General features: G+C 60.4%; 14 protein-coding genes. 5 read left to right on the forward strand and 9 right to left on the reverse strand.

The genetic code is table 11. The features are described from left to right. Positions 1-84: 84 nt before the first annotated feature. Positions 85-789 carry a YebC/PmpR family DNA-binding transcriptional regulator gene (locus AC1DXW_RS29215; protein ID WP_008051121.1) on the reverse strand — a complete coding sequence of 235 codons (705 nt, stop codon included), beginning with the start codon at positions 787-789 and terminating at the stop codon, positions 85-87. A 225-nt stretch (positions 790-1,014) separates the two neighbouring features. On the opposite strand from AC1DXW_RS29215, the gene AC1DXW_RS29220 reads away from it, so the two are divergent. Continuing rightward, a complete protein-coding gene (locus AC1DXW_RS29220) occupies positions 1,015-2,436 on the forward strand; it encodes a type VI secretion system Vgr family protein (protein WP_477755682.1) in 1,422 nt (473 codons plus the stop codon). Positions 2,437-2,439: 3 nt separating this feature from the next. On the opposite strand, the gene AC1DXW_RS29225 is transcribed toward AC1DXW_RS29220, so the two are convergent. Both AC1DXW_RS29225 and AC1DXW_RS29230 read right to left on the reverse strand, forming a co-directional pair. After that, positions 2,440-3,831, reverse strand: coding sequence for an FAD-dependent oxidoreductase (locus AC1DXW_RS29225; RefSeq protein WP_477755677.1), 1,392 nt, complete (start codon positions 3,829-3,831; stop codon positions 2,440-2,442). Between the two features lie 68 nt (positions 3,832-3,899). Continuing rightward, positions 3,900-5,225, reverse strand: a complete 1,326-nt coding sequence (locus AC1DXW_RS29230; protein WP_477755676.1) for an MFS transporter — start codon at positions 5,223-5,225, stop codon at positions 3,900-3,902. Positions 5,226-5,493: 268 nt separating this feature from the next. On the opposite strand from AC1DXW_RS29230, the gene AC1DXW_RS29235 reads away from it, so the two are divergent. Continuing rightward, positions 5,494-6,366 carry a LysR family transcriptional regulator gene (locus AC1DXW_RS29235; RefSeq protein ID WP_477755675.1) on the forward strand — a complete coding sequence of 291 codons (873 nt, stop codon included), beginning with the start codon at positions 5,494-5,496 and terminating at the stop codon, positions 6,364-6,366. A 122-nt stretch (positions 6,367-6,488) separates the two neighbouring features. On the opposite strand, the gene AC1DXW_RS29240 is transcribed toward AC1DXW_RS29235, so the two are convergent. Beyond that, the gene (locus tag AC1DXW_RS29240; RefSeq protein ID WP_477755674.1) at positions 6,489-7,352 is read right to left on the reverse strand and encodes a LysR substrate-binding domain-containing protein; all 864 of its coding nucleotides are present in this window, start codon (positions 7,350-7,352) and stop codon (positions 6,489-6,491) included. Positions 7,353-7,461: 109 nt separating this feature from the next. Between AC1DXW_RS29240 and AC1DXW_RS29245 the strand changes: the two genes are divergently transcribed. The 3 genes from AC1DXW_RS29245 (at position 7,462) to AC1DXW_RS29255 (ending at position 10,376) form a co-directional block, all read left to right on the forward strand. Then, positions 7,462-8,571: a 2-aminoethylphosphonate--pyruvate transaminase gene (locus AC1DXW_RS29245; RefSeq protein ID WP_477755673.1), complete on the forward strand. Its 1,110-nt coding sequence runs from the start codon at positions 7,462-7,464 to the stop codon at positions 8,569-8,571. Positions 8,572-8,725: 154 nt separating this feature from the next. Further along, positions 8,726-9,553, forward strand: a complete 828-nt coding sequence (gene phnX / locus AC1DXW_RS29250) for a phosphonoacetaldehyde hydrolase (protein ID WP_477754898.1) — start codon at positions 8,726-8,728, stop codon at positions 9,551-9,553. A 262-nt stretch (positions 9,554-9,815) separates the two neighbouring features. Further along, positions 9,816-10,376 carry a cytochrome b gene (locus tag AC1DXW_RS29255; protein ID WP_477754899.1) on the forward strand — a complete coding sequence of 187 codons (561 nt, stop codon included), beginning with the start codon at positions 9,816-9,818 and terminating at the stop codon, positions 10,374-10,376. 35 nt (positions 10,377-10,411) lie between these two features. On the opposite strand, the gene AC1DXW_RS29260 is transcribed toward AC1DXW_RS29255, so the two are convergent. The 5 genes from AC1DXW_RS29260 to AC1DXW_RS29280 all read right to left on the reverse strand — a co-directional run. After that, entirely contained in the window at positions 10,412-11,338 is a 927-nt protein-coding gene (locus tag AC1DXW_RS29260) for a 1-aminocyclopropane-1-carboxylate deaminase/D-cysteine desulfhydrase (protein ID WP_477760794.1), read from the reverse strand. 71 nt (positions 11,339-11,409) lie between these two features. Continuing rightward, on the reverse strand, positions 11,410-13,449 hold the full coding sequence (locus AC1DXW_RS29265; RefSeq protein ID WP_477760795.1) for a 2,4-dienoyl-CoA reductase FMN-binding domain-containing protein: 2,040 nt from the start codon (positions 13,447-13,449) through the stop codon (positions 11,410-11,412). A 250-nt stretch (positions 13,450-13,699) separates the two neighbouring features. Then, complete coding sequence (locus AC1DXW_RS29270) at positions 13,700-14,347, reverse strand: hypothetical protein (RefSeq protein ID WP_477760796.1); 648 nt, start codon at positions 14,345-14,347, stop codon at positions 13,700-13,702. A gap of 610 nt (positions 14,348-14,957) precedes the next feature. Then, entirely contained in the window at positions 14,958-15,668 is a 711-nt protein-coding gene (locus AC1DXW_RS29275) for a hypothetical protein (protein ID WP_477754903.1), read from the reverse strand. A gap of 50 nt (positions 15,669-15,718) precedes the next feature. After that, the coding region (locus tag AC1DXW_RS29280) for a calcium-binding protein (protein WP_477760797.1) at positions 15,719-16,772 on the reverse strand (1,054 nt) is incomplete at its 5' end.

The following is a 16,772-nucleotide window of genomic DNA, read 5'->3' on the forward strand; positions in this document are numbered from 1 at the left end:
AAACCTGTGGGAGCGAGCTTGCTCCGGGCGGCGATCCGACGATGACGGCCTGCCAGACAACAGAGCCGTCATTGACACAAAGACTTAACCCGCCAAGCCGACAAACATGTCCTGCACGTCGTCGTGGTTATCGAGGCCTTCGAGGAACGCTTCGACTTCCGCCATCTGCTCATCGCTCAGGCCGCTGACCGGGTTTTTCGGCTGGTAGCCAAGTTTGGCCGACAGCACGGTGAAGCCTTGTTCCGGCAGGGCTTTCTGTACCGCATCGAGGTCGGTCGGCTCGGTCAGGAACAGGGTTGCACCCTCTTCACCCGGCTCGAAATCYTGTGCACCGGCTTCGATGGCGGCCATTTCCGGATCGGCGTCCGGGGTGTCCGGCGACGCTTCGATCATGCCGACGTGGTTGAAGTCCCAGGCCACGGAACCGGAAGCGCCCAGTTGACCCTTGCGGAATGCCACGCGGATCTCGGCGACGGTGCGATTGATGTTGTCGGTCACGCACTCAACGATCAACGGCACCTGATGCGGGGCGAACCCTTCATACGTCACGCGATGGTATTGCACGGTTTCGCCCAGCAGGCCCGCGCCCTTCTTGATGGCGCGATCCAGTGTTTCCTTGGGCATCGAAGCTTTCTTGGCCTGTTCAACCACCAGGCGCAAGTGCGCGTTGGTAGCAATATCAGCGCCGTTGCGCGCAGCAATGGTGATTTCCTTCACCAGTTTGCCGAAGATCTTGCCTTTGGCATTGGCTGCCGCTTCTTTGTGTTTAACCTTCCACTGTGCGCCCATTTCTCACTCTCTTATCTGTGGCATCTGTGGCGCCGAGACATCTATTGGTCGACGCTTTGTGCAAGTTTATACGGCCTAAAGTTGGCAATCGACCAAAAAATCCCGACTTGCATCGACATCTTCACCAGCGGTTGTAGGGCGATTCGGAAATGTCGCTTTAACGTGCCCGCAATGCGCTGGGGTTTCGTACGCTTTGCACCCTACTTCACGGCGGCAGCGTGTTCGATGCACAACGACAAGGAAAGTCCCACCACCCTGACGCTTCTCGACGACGACCTGAGTTTCCAGGTGGTCCGGTTCAGCGGTCATGAAGCACTCAACCAGCCCTATCGATTCGATATCGAGGTTATCGGGCTGGCACCGGCCCTGAACCTTGAGCGATTGCTGCGCCAACCGGTGTTCCTCGACTTCGGCCACGATCAAGGCATTCATGGCGTGCTACACAGCGCCAGTAGTGAACATCGAAGCGGGCACCGGGTCGCTTACAAGCTGGTGCTGGTGTCCCGTGTCCAAGTGCTGGAGCAGCAACGACGCCGACGCGTCTTCCAGCGCGCCAGCGTGCCCATGATCCTGCGCCAATTGCTCGAGGAACATGGGTTGCCCGTCGGCAGTTATCGCTTTGAACTGGCAACCGGGCACTATCCCCTGCGACCTTTTTGCATTCAGTACGATGAAACCGACCTGGCGTTGCTGCAACGACTGTGCGAGGAAGAAGGCATCCACTACCACTTCGAGCATCAACGCGATGGCCATGTCCTGGTGTTGGCCGATGACAGCCTGAGTTTCCCCCAGGAACCGCTGCTCATGCCGATGCGCAGCGGCGCCCTCGACGAACATCACGAACCTGTGATCAGCGAACTGTTCCAGCGCCATGACGCGGCGCTCTCCCCCGTGCGCCCGGGTGCCAGGAATCCTGGTGCAGCGGACACCAGCGACGGCGCAGCCAATCACTCGTTCGCCACGACGAGACACTTTCCCGCCCACGAACAACAACATCGCGATCAGCTCAGCCGTCGACAACTGGAACGTCTGCGTTGCCGACACCTGCAGATCCACGGCCAAAGTAACCAGGGTGCACTACGCAGTGGCCGGATCGTACAGGTGGCCGAGCACCCGCTGGCGAGTTTCAATGACCAATGGCTGGTCACCGAAATCCGCCATCAGGGGCGTCATTCATCGATTCTGCTCGACGACACATCGGGCATGGCCCCAGGTTACCGCAATCAATTCAGCGCCATCCCCTGGTCGACGGTGTTCAGACCCGCGCTCAAACAACCCAGGCCGAGTATTCCCGGGTATCAGCCCGGCCAGGTGTGCGGCCCAGTCGGGCAACCGGCGACAGTGGATGAGGATGGCCGGGTTCAGGTGAACCTCTGGCCCGCTACACAATCCGCCGCAGAGACGGCCACCGGTCTGTGGTTACCGCTGGCGCTGACCACCGCCGAGGACTGGATCGATCCGACCCGCTTGCCCGTGGCTGGCAGCGAGGTACTGGTGATTTTCCTCGACAGTGACCCGGATCGCCCGGTGCTCTGTACGGCCATGGGCCCACGGCCACAACCTCGCGGCCCTCGTCCGCGTGAGCCCCGTGGCGATACCCGCCTGCTGTTCGACTGGCTGCTCAGCCGCTCGGACCTTGCGCCCTGACACTCAGCCCTTGTCAGCCTTGCCGGCTGCTGCGGCGAACTTCGCCAATCGCACATCCAGATGCCGCGGCCGAAGCCCGTGATCCTCTGCACGCTCCTTGCGGCGGATGGCGTTGCGCACCATCAGCGAGCCAATGTAGCGAATCGGTTCCGGCGGGAAAAAACCCAGCGGTCCGTTGACCAGTGGCGAACGGGTCCAGGGGTTGTCCAGGCCCAGGACCATCGACGCCAGAATCTGCCCGCCCATATGGCAGGGCCCGACACCGCTGCCGGAGTAGCCAAAACCGTAGAACACATTGCCACTGGCGCTCATCTGCCCGAAAAACGGCAGCCCGGTCACCGAACGGTCCGACGGACCATTCCAGGTCGCTTCGACCTTGACGTCGGCAAACGCCGGGAAGAAATCCGCCAGGCTGCTCTGCAACAAACCGGCGTAAGGCGAAGGTTGATCGAACACCGGCAGCATGCGTCCACCGTAAGCGAAGGTATTGCCACCCTTGCCAAGCATGATCCGGCCGTCCGGGGTGTTGTGGTAGTAGTGCACGAAAATCCGTGAATCGAGCACCGTGACGCCACTGGTCAGGCCGATTTCGTCGAGCAAATCCGGCCGAGGCTCGGTGATCAGCATGTCGCTGGAAACGATCGCCACGCTGCGCTCGAACAGCGGGAACGCTCGGGCCATCCAGGCGTTCATCGCCAGCACCACCCGGTCGGCGCGGACGGTGCCGCTGGGGGTTTGAATGCCCACCGGCTTGCCCTCTTCCAGCCCGGTCATCGCGGTATTTTCGTGAATCCTCACGCCCAACTGCAAGGCAACCCGGCGCAGACCGCGCACCAGCTTGCCCGGCTGCACACTGGCCGCGGCCGGAGAAAACCAGCCCTCCAGGTGTTTGCCGGAGCCAGCCATGCGCTGCACATCGGCCACCGGCCGCTGGGTGAACGAGTTGATGCCGTGGCGCTCCAGTGCGGAGATGACCGCATCGGTCGAGCCGCATTGGGCACGGTTGGTGGCGGTGTAGAGCGTTCCGTCGAGGCGGTAATCGGCGTCCACCGCATACTGTTCGCAGAAGGCGCCGATGGCATGGATGCTGCGCTCGGACTCCTTGACCAGACGCACGGCCTCTTCGACGCCGAACAAACGCTCAAGGGTGAAATACTTGGCCGACCACGACAGCGCACAACCGCCATTGCGTCCACTGGCCCCGGCGCCGCAAATATCCGCTTCGACCAGCAACACGTCCAGCTCGGGGTTCTGCTCCTTGAGCATGATCGCGGTCCACAACCCGGTATAACCGCCGCCGACGATGCACACGTCGGCGCGGCTGTCGCCTTGCAGTGGCGGACAGGTTTCGGACGCATCAGCCTTCAAGGCCTGGTCCAGCCAAAAGGGTCTCATGGGAAATCTCCAGTCAATGGCCCACACGCCAGCCTGCCGCGGACGCAGCAGGCGACGAGGGACAGGATTCAGGTGCGCAGGGGTTTGATGGTCATCGTCCGATTGGGCACGAACGGGTAGTTGGTTTTCAGGCCGCCCGGGCGGCTGTTCCAGTGCGGGATCAGCACCAGCGCCGAGAACATGGCGCAGCCGGCGAAGACAATGAACACGGTAACGGTGTCGAAGTAGCCAGGCAGCAGGCCACCGAGAATCGCCCCGACCGAGCCGCAGCCGTTAACGAAACCGGCTGCTGTGGCGCCGGCCTTGGCAGTACCGAAATCGATGGCCGCCGCGCCGCTGATCATCGAGTCCGGTCCGTAGAGGGTCAGGCCCATGACGAACAGCAGCGCCACCACCAGGACCACGCTACCGGTATGCAAGGCGCCCATGAACAGTGCCAAAGACACGGTCAGCGCCAACAGGCTGAGTACGCAAGCCGGCATGCGTCGGGCGCCGAACAGTTTGTCCGAGGCCAGGCCGATCATGATCGGTCCGAGCAATCCGGCCAGCTCGAACGAGGTCGGAATGATTGCTGCACCGACCTTACCCACCGAAGGCATCTGTTCGAAAACGATCACCGGCCCCCACAGCAGAATCGCGTAGCGCGCCGGTTTGAGCATGAAGTACGCCACCCCGAGCACCAGCACCGTGCGGTTGCGCAGGATTTCCTTCAAAGGCTCCCACATGCTGATTTTGCTTTGCGCGTCAGCTTGTTCGGCGGTCAGCTCAGGTTCCGGCTCCACCGCCGGCAAGCCGACGTCCTCCGGTTTGTTACGTTGAAAAATAAAAAACAGCACGGCGACCAGCCCAACCACCGCCGCACTGGAAACAAACGCCGCATGCCAGGTGCCGATGAGCGTATACGCCCACCAACCGGCAAACGGCGACGCCACGAGACCGCCAAAGGCGTAGCAGGAACTCCACAGGCCCAGTACCCGCCCGCGTTGCTCCGAGGGAAAGAAGCTGCCGAGATTCTTGCACAGCCCCGACCAACCGGTGGACTGCGCCAGCCCTTGGATCAGCATGCAGGTAGCGAAAATCGGTAACGTTGCAAAGTTGCCCATCACCAGCGCCGCACAGGCGGAAATCAGCAACCCGCCCAGCACCACCACCCGCGGCCCGAAGCGGTCGGCAAGGATGCCCCAGGTGAATTGGCCGACGGCGTAGGCCGTCAAGTAGATGGCGTCGAGGTTGGCCATGGCCATTTTGTCGAGCATGAAGGTCGGGTCTTCGGCGATGCCGAGCTTGGCCACCGAGAAGGCTTTGCGGGTGAAGTAGAAAGCGGCGTAGGCGAGCCAGGTGATCGCGAAGATCTGCATGCGCCAACGCTTGATGGTGCCGATGTGCTTGTTCATTGTGGTTCTGACCTCAGGGTGTGAGTGTGCCGGCAGAATTGGAAGAAAACGCCTGTTTTTTTATTGTTGAGCACTGCGATATCGCCCTGTCCCTACGGCGGATACCGGTCAGATGAGTCCTGTTTTTGCACGCCCAGGCTCATGGCTCCCGCTGCTGTTCGACTGACCCGTCAGCGGGGCTGAGGTGGATAAAAACAATTACTGATTAATAAGTGAAATCGATTTATCGTATTTCAAAAATAAGCCCAGCTTGTTACTGGAGATTTCCATGTCGGTGTCCCACGCCCAGCTCAAAGCCTTCCATGCCGTGGCGGTCCATGGAAGCTTTACCAAAGCCGCCGAGCGGCTTTTTCTGACGCAGCCGGCGATTTCCGACCAGGTGCGCAAACTCGAAGAGCGCTACGGCGTCTTGCTGTTTCACCGCAACAAGCGCTCGGTGCGCCTGACCGATCTGGGCGAGCGCCTGCTGAGCGTTACCCAGCGGCTTTTTGTGATTGAGGCGCAAGCGCAGGAGCTGTTGCAGGATTCCCAGGCCTTGCAGACCGGCAGCCTGATTCTGGCGGTGGATGCACCGGTGCATGTGCTGCCGCAGATTGCCCGCTTCTGCGAACGCTACCCCGGGATCAGCGTGAAGATCGAAACCGGCAACACCGATGAGTCGCTGTTTCGACTGTTCAACTATCAGGCCGACCTGGCGTTACTGGGCCGTGACGTCAGCGATGAACGCCTGATCTCCCTGTCCCTGCGTAACGACCCGATGGTGGCGTTCGTGTCGCGCAATCATCCGTGGGCGGATCGCGAATCCATCACCCTCGCGGACCTCGACGACACGCCGCTGGTGTTGCGGGAAATCGGTTCGGTGACCCGGCAGACCCTGGAAGAAGAAATGCAACGCGCCGGGTTCCGCATTCGCCCGGCGATTCAGGTCGAAGGCCGGGAGGCGGCGCGGGAAGCGGTGGTGGTCGGGATCGGGGTGGGCGTGGTGTCGGCCGCGGAGTTTGGCGCCGACTCCAGGGTTTGCGCACTGCCGATTACCGATTGCGAACGACGGCTGACTGAAACACTGGTTTGCCTGCGCGAGCAGAGCTCGCGGCGGGTGGTGGCGACGTTTCTGCAGATGGTTCGCGAGAGTCTTGTTTAGGCAGGTCCGACGCCATCGCGAGCAAGCTCGCTCCCACAGTGGTGGTGTGTCGTCAACATAATCTGTGGTCGACGCAAATCCCTTGTGGGAGCGAGCTTGCTCGCGATTGCAGGCGACTCGGTCTACCTGCCTGGCGCCAACCCGAAAAATGCCTGAATCAAGCGCAAATCCCGTCGCCGCTCCATGCACCCGATCATGTGCCGATTCACCAGCCCCTCGCCAGTAATCGGCACCGCCGCCACCCGCGGGTCGTGGCTGACCTCCACCGACGACACCACCCCCACCCCCAGTTCGGCGGCCACCGCTTCAGTCACCGCTTCGCGGCTGTCCAGTTCCAGCAGCACCCGCGGATTGACCCTGGCCTGGGCGCAAGCCTCATCGAAGGTGCGCCGGGTAATCGAACCCGGTTCGCGCAGCACCATGATCACCTGATCCAGTTCCTTGAGCTGCACGCCTTTGGCCTTCTGCGCCCAAGGATGCCCGGCGGGCACCAGCGCGCAAATCCGTGATTCGTTCAGCGCCTGCAGATGCAAGCCCTTGCGCGGCTCGACCTCGGTCAGTACCGCCACGTCGGCATGTTCGGACAGCAGCGCCGCCAGGGTTTCCTGGGCGTTGCCCAGGCGCAGGTTCACCGTGATCCCCGGATAGCGCGCCCGCAGGCTGGCGAGCATCGGCATGACCATGTGCGGACCGTCCGCCGCCACCTCCAGACGCCCGGTCAGCAATTGCCGGTTGGCTTCGAGCATCACCTGCGCCTCTTCGGCCAGGCCGAACATCGCCCGGGTGATGGCCGCCAGTTTGGTGCCCTCCTCCGTCAGTTCCACTCGGCGGGCGGTGCGGCGCAGCAAGGTGATCTGGTAGTGCTCCTCCAGGGCCTTGATGTGCCCGGTAACCGCCGGCTGGCTGATGAACAGCCGCGCCGCCGCCCGGGTAAAGCTGCCTTCCCGCGCCACGGCATCGAATGCGCGCAGCTGAAACAGGTTCATGAATAACCCTCACTGATGGCTGGCATAACAATAAACAATTTGATTGATAACACGGCAAATTGCAATTTAGGTCCCGTAGCTTCATCCCATCGATTGCGAGGACACGAGAATGAGTACTGCCGAACCCATCCTGCTCACCCCCGGCCCGTTGACCACGTCGGCCCGCACCCGTCAGGCAATGATGGTTGACTGGGGTTCATGGGATGACCGCTTCAATCAACTAACCGCCAGCCTCTGCGAGCAACTGCTGGCAATCATCAACGGCGCCGCCACCCACCACTGCGTGCCCCTGCAAGGCAGCGGCACCTTCGCGGTCGAGGCAGCGATCGGCACGCTGGTGCCTCGGGACGGCAAGATTCTGGTATTGATCAACGGCGCCTACGGCAAACGCCTGGCGAAAATCTGTGAAGTGCTCGGCCGCGCCTACAGTACCTTCGAAACCGCCGAAGACGAGCCGACCACCGCCGCCGACGTCGACCGCCTGCTGCGTGCCGACACCGGCATCACCCACGTCGCCCTGATTCACTGCGAAACCAGCACCGGCATCCTCAATCCGCTGCCGCAGATCGCCCAGGTCGTCGCAGAACACGGCAAGCGCCTGATCATCGACGCCATGAGTTCCTTCGGTGCCCTGCCGGTGGATGCACAGCAAGTGCCGTTCGACGCACTGATCGCCGCCTCGGGCAAATGCCTGGAGGGCGTGCCAGGCATGGGTTTTGTCTTCGCTCGCAAAGAATCCCTGGCCAACGCCGCCGGCAACTCGCATTCGCTGGCCATGGACTTGCAGGACCAGCACGCCTACATGGCCAAGACCGGCCAGTGGCGCTTCACCCCGCCGACCCATGTGGTCGCCGCACTGCACGAAGCCCTGCTGCAATACAACGAAGAAGGTGGCTTGCCGGCCCGGCACGAACGCTATGCCGCCAACTGCCAGGCACTGATGGAAGAGATGGGCAAACTGGGGCTGCACAGCTTCCTGCCGGCGGCTATCCAGGCGCCAATCATCGCCACCTTTCATACCCCGAAAGATCCGCGCTACGCATTCAAGGAATTCTACGAGCGGGTCAAGGCCAAGGGCTACATCCTCTATCCCGGCAAACTGACCCAGGTCGAAACCTTCCGCGTCGGCTGCATCGGCCATGTCAACCCGGCGCAAATGCGCGAAGCGGTGGCGGCGATTGCTGAAGTGTTGCGCGAGATGGAAGTGTTAGAGATCTAAACAACACCTTACCCCCCTGTGGGAGCGAGCTTGCTCGCGATGAGGCCCGTTCAGTCAGCACATAGGTTGAATGAGAAACCGCCATCGCGAGCAAGCTCGCTCCCACAGTAAAAGCTGCTCTCCAATAGTCAGTTTCTACAGGAATTTAATTGCCATGAACTACTCCAACCCAACCAAACTGCAAGCCGCCATCCTCGACTGGGCCGGCACCGTGGTCGACTTCGGCTCCTTCGCCCCGACGCAGATTTTCGTCGAGGCCTTCGCCGAGTTCGACGTCCAGGTGTCCATCGAAGAGGCCCGTGGCCCGATGGGCATGGGCAAGTGGGATCACATCCGCACCCTGTGCGATCTGCCGGAAGTCGCCGAGCGTTATCGCAAAGTGTTCGGCCGCACGCCGACCGACGATGACGTCACTGCGATTTACCAACGTTTCATGCCGTTGCAGATCGAAAAAATCGCCGAACACTCGGCGCTGATTCCCGGGGCACTGGAGACCATCGCCAACCTGCGCCAGCAAGGAATCAGGATCGGCTCCTGCTCCGGTTACCCGAAACAGGTCATGGACAAAGTGGTCGAACTGGCTGCCACCAACGGCTACGTCGCCGACCACGTGGTCGCCACCGACGAAGTCCCGAATGGTCGCCCATGGCCCGCCCAGGCACTGGCCAACGTCATCGCCCTGGGCATTGACGATGTCGCCGCGTGCGTGAAGATCGATGACACGGTGCCGGGCATTCTCGAAGGTCGCCGCGCCGGCATGTGGACCGTGGCGCTGATCTGCTCGGGCAATGCCCTGGGCCTGGACTACGAAGGTTATCGCGCGCTGGGCAGCGACCAACTGGACAGCGAGCGCAAGCGCATCCACGCCATGTTCGAAGGTTCGCGCCCGCACTACATGATCGACACCATCACTGATCTGCCGGAAGTGATCGCCGACATCAACAAGCGTCTGGCCAACGGCGAAATGCCGCAATCGAGCTAAGAAATCGCAACTCCCCCTGTAGGAGCGAGCTTGCTCGCGATGGTCTCAAGCATGCCGCGGTTACCCAGTGGGTGTGCGTCATCGTTGGCGACCTTCGCGAGCAAGCTCGCTCCTACAGGGGAATGTGTTTTTCTGCCTGTTACCCGAGCCAGAGCATCCCGCGACCGATCGCCACAGACAAAACCGGTGAAACAGGATTACAGTTAAAGCACACCGTCAAACAAGAACGGTGGCTTTAAACCGGACCGCTGAGGAACACCGTATGCCGTGGAAAAACTCCGAATCGCGCTACAGCACCGTATCGATCGCGCTGCATTGGTTGATGCTGGTCCTGTTGGTGCTGGTTTACGCCTGTATCGAGTTTCGCGGGATCTTTCCCAAGGGCAGTGGCGGGCGCACGCTGATCGTCGAATCACACTTCCTGCTCGGCCTGACCGTATTCGTTCTGGTCTGGGTGCGATTGTTCGCGCGCAGTCTCGGCCCGGCGCCGCAGATCTTCCCGGCCTCGCCACACTGGCAAACGACGCTGGCCAGGCTGATGCACTGGGCCCTGTACATTTTCATGATCGTCACGCCGATTCTCGGGTGGCTGGTCACCAGTGCCAAAGGCAATCAGGTGATGTTCTACGGTGTCGACCTGCCGATGCTGGTAGCGGAAAACAAGGACCTGGCCAAACAATTCCAGGGCTGGCACGAGCTCGGCGGCACGATCGGCTATTGGCTGATCGGCCTGCATGCCGTGGCCGCGCTGTATCACCATTACGTTGTGGGCGATAACACCTTGCTGCGGATGATGCCCAAGGGCGTGAACCGCGATACCTGAACTTGACGGCAACCCCCATTGATTTGCGGTGCGTTTCAGGCTTGTGAATCAATCCCCCGTCGCCCCTGCAAGCCGCCGGTGTGGACAAAGATCAACCGCGTGCCACGGGCAAACTTTCCCGCCTCGACTTGCTGCTTGAGGGCCAGCAGCGCTTTGCCGGTGTAAAGCGGCTCAAGGGGAATGCCGCTGGCCTGTTCGGTCTTTTCGATGAACTCGATCAGCAGCGGATCGACCTTGGCAAAGCCGCCGCGGCTGGCATCGATCAGTTCATACACCGCATCGATCAGACCCGCTTCCTGCACGATCCGCTCAACCTGCTGCGCCACCCCATGATCGCCTGGCACCGCCAGCGCACCGTAAACCGGGTGATCCCCCGCCTCGGCCAGCACCAGGCCCGCCAGGGTCGTGCCGGTCCCGCAGGCCAGCCACCAGGCGTCGTAGTTGCTCCAGCCCCAGCCCTCCAATTGCGCGCAAACGGCGGCTCGCAATGGCATGCAACCCAGGGCGCCTGGCAAACCACCTCCCCCCTCAGGCACCGGATGCAGCGTCGGGTAGCGGGTGTGCCAGGGTTGCCAGAAACCTGCCTCATGCCTCGCCCGATAGCCTGCGTAACCCAGCCAGTGCAACTGCATGCCGAACGCCTGCAAGTCTTTGACCGTCGGGGTTTCCTGAGGATGCCCGCGCAGCAGGCCGACGGTGGAAAAGCCGAAACGCTTGCCTGCCGCCGCTAACGCGTGGAGGTGATTGGAGTGCGCGCCACCGAGACTGATGATGCCTTCGGCACCGAGGCGCTCGGCGGTCTTCAGGTGCTCGATGAGCTTGAACCATTTGTTGCCGCTGATCAGCGGGTCGATCTGGTCCAGGCGCAGGATCGCCACTTCGATGCCGGCGTGAGTGAGCCAGTCGAGGTGAAGGGGGTCGAGGGGGACTTGAGGAAGCCAGTTGTCAGGAGGAGAAAGCATGATGCCGGATCATTGGAGTGATCCGGCATCTTAGCAGCACCTTTGTGGCGAGTGAGCTTGTCGGACGTGGATTACAACTGCGCCGCCAACCGCGAACCCTGATTGATCGCCCGCTTGGCATCCAGCTCTGCCGCAACATCCGCGCCACCGATCAGGTGCACGCTCTGCCCCGCCGCCACCAGACCGTCATGCAACTCACGTAGTGGATCCTGCCCGGCGCAGATCACGATGTTGTCCACTGGCAGCACCTGCGGCTCGCCGGTTTCGCCGATGCGGATGTGCAGGCCTTCGTCGTCGATCTTCAGGTATTCGACGCTGTTGAGCATCTGCACCTGTTTGTTCTTCAGGCCGGTGCGATGAATCCAGCCGGTGGTCTTGCCCAAGCCGTCGCCGACCTTGGATTTCTTGCGTTGCAGCAGGAACACCTCGCGGGCCGGGGCATGGGGCGCGGCCTTTATACCAGCGACACCGCCGCGCGCTTCAAGGTGCGTATCGATGCCCCACTCCTTCCAGAACGCGGAGCGATCCTGACTGGTGGCGACGCCTTCATGCACAAGGAACTCGGAGACGTCGAAACCGATACCACCGGCACCAATCACCGCGACGCGCTTGCCGACCGGTTTGCGCTCCAGGATCACGTCCAGGTAGCTCAGCACCTTGGCGTTTTCCACCCCCGCAATGGCCGGCAGGCGCGGCGCAATGCCGGTGGCCAGAATGATCTCGTCATAGCCGCCCTCGACCAGCCCGGCCACGTCGACGCGGGTGTTCAGGCACACCTCGACGTTGGTGGTCTGCAACTTGCGGTTGAAGTAGCGAATGGTCTCAAAGAACTCTTCCTTGCCCGGAACGCGCTTAGCGATGTTGAACTGACCGCCGATTTCGCTGGCCGAATCGAACAGCGTCACCTGATGGCCACGCTCGGCGGCCACGGTCGCGGCAGACAAACCAGCCGGGCCGGCACCGACCACAGCGATTTTCTTCAGTTGCTGCACGGGCAGGTAATTGAGTTCGGTTTCGTGACAGGCACGCGGGTTGACCAGGCAGCTGGTCAGCTTGCCGCCGAAGGTGTGRTCGAGGCAGGCCTGGTTGCARSCGATGCAMGTGTTGATCTCRTCGGCGCGACCTTCAGCGGCCTTGTTGACGAAATCCGGGTCGGCGAGGAACGGCCGCGCCATGGACACCATGTCGGCATCGCCTTCGGCCAGGATCTGCTCGGCCACTTCCGGGGTGTTGATACGGTTGGTGGTGATCAGCGGAATAGTGACCGAACCACGCAGCTTGGCCGTGACCTTGCTGAAGGCCGCGCGTGGCACTTTGGTTGCGATGGTCGGAATCCGCGCTTCGTGCCAGCCGATACCGGTGTTGATGATGGTCGCGCCGGCCTGCTCGATGGCCTTGGCCAACTGCACGATTTCTTCCCAGGTGCTGCCGCCTTCGACCAGGTCGAGCATCGACAGGCGGAAAATGATGATGAAGTTCGGGCCTACCGCTTCGCGCACGCGACGCACGATTTCCACCGGCAGGCGCATACGATTTTCGTAGCTGCCGCCCCAGCGGTCGGTGCGGTGGTTGGTGTGGGCGGCGAGGAACTGGTTAATGAAATAACCCTCCGAGCCCATGATTTCCACACCGTCGTACTCGGCGGTTTGCGCCAGTACCGAGCAGGTGACGAAATCGCTGATCTGCTTCTCGATGCCTTCCTCGTCCAGCTCCTTGGGCTTGAACGGGTTGATCGGCGCCTGGATCGCACTAGGTGCAACCTGTTTCGGGCTGTAGGCATAACGACCGGCATGGAGGATCTGCATGCAGATCTTGCCGCCCGCATCATGCACGGCACGGGTGACGATACGGTGCTTGAGCGCCTCTTCTTCGGTCGTCAGCTTGGCCGCACCGGAATACACGCCACCCTCGTCGTTCGGGCCGATACCGCCGGTGACCATCAGGCCGACACCACCACGGGCACGCTCGGCAAAGTACGCCGCCATGCGCTCGAAGCCACCCGGTTTCTCTTCAAGGCCAGTGTGCATCGACCCCATCAGGGTGCGGTTGCGCAGCGTGGTGAAACCCAGGTCCAGCGGAGCCAACAGGTGCGGGTATTGAGCGGCGGTCATCGGTAACTCCACATCGAGCGATCACGGAAAGTGCGGAAGCTCTACGGCCCCCATCAGTCATGTTCGACAGACTAAGAGTCGCGACGCTGTCGCTCAATGACCGTAACTGACAACTTAATGATCGAAGTGAGCAGCTACAACTCAAAACCAAAACGACCTTCCGGTGCAGGTTCGGATTGAAACCTGCACCAGGAAGGTCGCTACCTTTCGGGCTCTGGACAAGCCCGCAAGATTTACGCGCGGAACCGGCTTAGCATGCGCTTGCTACCGTCCGCGCAGGCGCAACGTAGTCGTCCTGTTGTTTCGCTCGCTGGGTCAACACCAGCATCGTCAGGAACCCCAGCGCAATCAGTACCGGATAAGCCATCAACAGTTCGGAAAGAGAATACTTCCAGGCCAAAGGACGTCCGACACCCAGCATGGCGGCATACATCCAGGACACTGCCGACAACGACCCGCAGGCCAACGCCAGCATCCGTGCACTGAATCCGAGATTGAGCAGGGAGCCTGCCTTTTGCAGTGCCGGCAGTACCAGGCGATGCAACAAGACGCCGTTGTAACTGAGCAACGCGACAATAATGACTTTGGCTTGAAGCTTTGGATTCATGAAGTATTCGACACCTTTACCCAGGTAATCAATACCGACGACAGCGACACCCGTTACCCACAGAGCTATTAGTGCAACGATGACAGACTTCTGAAGACTTTCCATGTGAGCATTATCATGCTCAGTCAATACTTTCCGTTTTAAAAGATCTCTAACCATCGCAACATCACTGGTCAGCACCAAACCGATGGCCACACAACACGCCACCAAATGAACGTAAATAACGCCCAGACGCAAAAACTCCATGAATTCCTTATTTTCCAGCAGACTCATAATGGTATTTATCGCCACGGTATTTTCTCCACCTTATTCGACAGTACAGATCGACTACTTGACAGGATTTTTTACTTATTCAAATATCCTGTGCGACCTTACTTCTAAAAGATAAGCCAAGTCATGAACCCGGCACTGTTAACCTCATTGATTCGCTCGGCAAATCAATGAACGGCTTGTTTATCACCTCCCTGAACTTCAGATAAAAAACCCCAATTTGCACTCACTGCATTTGAGATCCAACTTCCACTTCTTTTTTTGCGATTGCGGGGGCAGGTCATGGCTGACGTGCTTGAGAATCAGAGGCCACAGACGCTCCAATGTTCACTTTTCGAACAAACCACCGACAAGCGGTGCGTAGCGCAAGTGCGCCTGAAGCGACAGTAATGAGCCAACTTTCGCGCTATGCCCCACCACAACTGGCCTGCTTGATTACATGCAGTTTTACAACTGCATATTGGATCCGCTAGTTGTTATACATCCGACAACACGCGCAATAGCGAGCGACTCTCATCCAGAGCAAACTCCGATTGCGAATTCCACGCTGATTCGGCCACCCTTTCAGGCAGATGGCAACGCAGGATTAACTTAAACAATAAGGGTGTAAATCAAGTCTCTGCGCTCATGCTCAAAACCCGAAGTAAACAAATGCCGTGGCTGCCGCTATACCCCATGCGGCCAACGCCATGACTGTCGAATTGTGCGGTAACCGGGATTCGCTCAAGCGCTGTAAGCCGGGCTTGGAAAACCCGGTTTGGTCATAACGGCAATCCATGATTGCCCGGTAGGTATATCGGAGGCCGACCAACAGAAACAGGGTGATCAGGCCGAGGACAAGTCCACGCCTGACAGGCGGTTTAACCAATGGTGCAAGGTGATCCTGTTCGCAGGCAATGCTATTGACATGCGCAACGGTAATTAGTTGATAGTCCGTCGAAGACCGCTTTTGGCCAATCTGGATCGCCGCCTGTTGCTCTAGATCCAACACCTGATACTTCCAGAGCGTTGACGAACCTTTGCGGCAGAAGGTAAACGCTGCAGGACTTGAGACGGCGATAATAAAAGCGTCGTTGATGTCCAGTTTTTTCAGCGTTTCTGTGGCTGACCTGGTGAAGCCCAGGTCGAAGACCGAAGTGATCCCGGTAGCAGAAGCCGCGACCGCAACCAATAGGCTGCTCAAGAGGCAGATGGCTGAAATGTTCAAGGCCGGGTTTCCTTTTTCCATTGTTTCTTTGATTTCGCAGTTCGGTTCCAACTTGCCTTGATGAGTTCCAGTACGCTGCTGGCATCCCGATAGCCAGTGGACAATTGAATGGAAGGAGAAAGGGAGGGCATCCATTACCCTCCCCTCCGCTGTCCACGCTCCTTGCGACAGTACTGACCAGGACCTCAAGTGGCCAGAATGAAGTCCGTCTGATCGACGGCCGCGCTGTTGACACCAACAAGGTGAATGGTGTCCGCCCCGATCCCTACCACCGTGTCCGCCCCGTTAGCCGTTATGGTCACGTTGGCAGCGAACGTCGCGCTGTTGATCCCCAGCGCCGTGATATTGAGCAAGTCCTGCCCGGCCGGATTGGCTCCGAAGTTCAGGATCGTATCGTTGCCGAAACCCGCGGCAGCAAACACGAACGTATCGTTGCCGGCGACGCCGCCACTCATCACGTCGTTACCGCCACCGCCGGTGAGAACGTCGTTACCCGCACCACCCACGATATTATTGCCGAGCACGTTGCCGGTGCCCGCGAAGTTGCCGCTGCCGCCGAAAAACAGATTTTCGACGTTGGCACCCAGGGTGTAGCTCGMGAGCGAGGTCCAGACCGTGTCGTTGCCGCCACCGGCGTTCTCGCCTACCACGTCCCCAAGGTCGGTGACTTCGTAGATATCGTTGCCAGCACCACCGGCCATCGTGTCGGCACCTGCGCCACCGATGAGGACGTCGTTACCAGCACCGCCCACGAGTGTGTTGTCGAGCACGTTGCCGGAGCCCGCAAAGTTGCCGCTGCCGCCGAAAAACAGATTTTCGACGTTGGCACCCAGGCTGTAGTTCGCGAGCGAGGTCCAGACCGTGTCGCTGCCGGCACCGGCGAGCTCGATCACCACGTCCCCAAGGTCGGTGACTTCATAGATATCGTTGCCAGCACCGCCGGCCATCGTGTCGGCACCTCCGGCACCGATGATGATGTCGTTACCCGCACCGCCCGCGATCGTATTGCCGAGCACGTTACCGGTGCCCGCGAAGTTGCCGCTGCCGCCGAAAAACAGGTTTTCGACGTTGGCACCCAGGACGTAGCTCCCGAGCGAGGTCCAGACCGTGTCGCTGCCGCCACCGGCGAGCTCGCTCACCACGTCCCCAAGCTCGGTGACTTCGTAGACATCGTTGCCGCCACCGCCGACCATCGTGTCGGCACCTGCGCCACCGATCAGGACGTCGTTACCCGCACCG

Source organism: Pseudomonas sp. P4_C4, assembly GCF_056402055.1.

Excerpts from the sequence above, each read along its gene's own strand:
- AC1DXW_RS29235 (WP_477755675.1), top strand. The coding sequence starts at position 5,494 with ATGTCGGTGTCCCACGCCCAGCTCAAAGCCTTCCATGCCGTGGCGGTC.
- AC1DXW_RS29245 (WP_477755673.1), top strand. The coding sequence starts at position 7,462 with ATGAGTACTGCCGAACCCATCCTGCTCACCCCCGGCCCGTTGACCACG.
- phnX (WP_477754898.1), top strand. The coding sequence starts at position 8,726 with ATGAACTACTCCAACCCAACCAAACTGCAAGCCGCCATCCTCGACTGG.
- AC1DXW_RS29225 (WP_477755677.1), bottom strand. The coding sequence starts at position 3,831 with ATGAGACCCTTTTGGCTGGACCAGGCCTTGAAGGCTGATGCGTCCGAA.
- AC1DXW_RS29240 (WP_477755674.1), bottom strand. The coding sequence starts at position 7,352 with ATGAACCTGTTTCAGCTGCGCGCATTCGATGCCGTGGCGCGGGAAGGC.
- AC1DXW_RS29230 (WP_477755676.1), bottom strand. The coding sequence starts at position 5,225 with ATGAACAAGCACATCGGCACCATCAAGCGTTGGCGCATGCAGATCTTC.
- AC1DXW_RS29255 (WP_477754899.1), top strand. The coding sequence starts at position 9,816 with ATGCCGTGGAAAAACTCCGAATCGCGCTACAGCACCGTATCGATCGCG.
- AC1DXW_RS29275 (WP_477754903.1), bottom strand. The coding sequence starts at position 15,668 with ATGGATGCCCTCCCTTTCTCCTTCCATTCAATTGTCCACTGGCTATCG.
- AC1DXW_RS29220 (WP_477755682.1), top strand. The coding sequence starts at position 1,015 with ATGCACAACGACAAGGAAAGTCCCACCACCCTGACGCTTCTCGACGAC.
- AC1DXW_RS29260 (WP_477760794.1), bottom strand. The coding sequence starts at position 11,338 with ATGCTTTCTCCTCCTGACAACTGGCTTCCTCAAGTCCCCCTCGACCCC.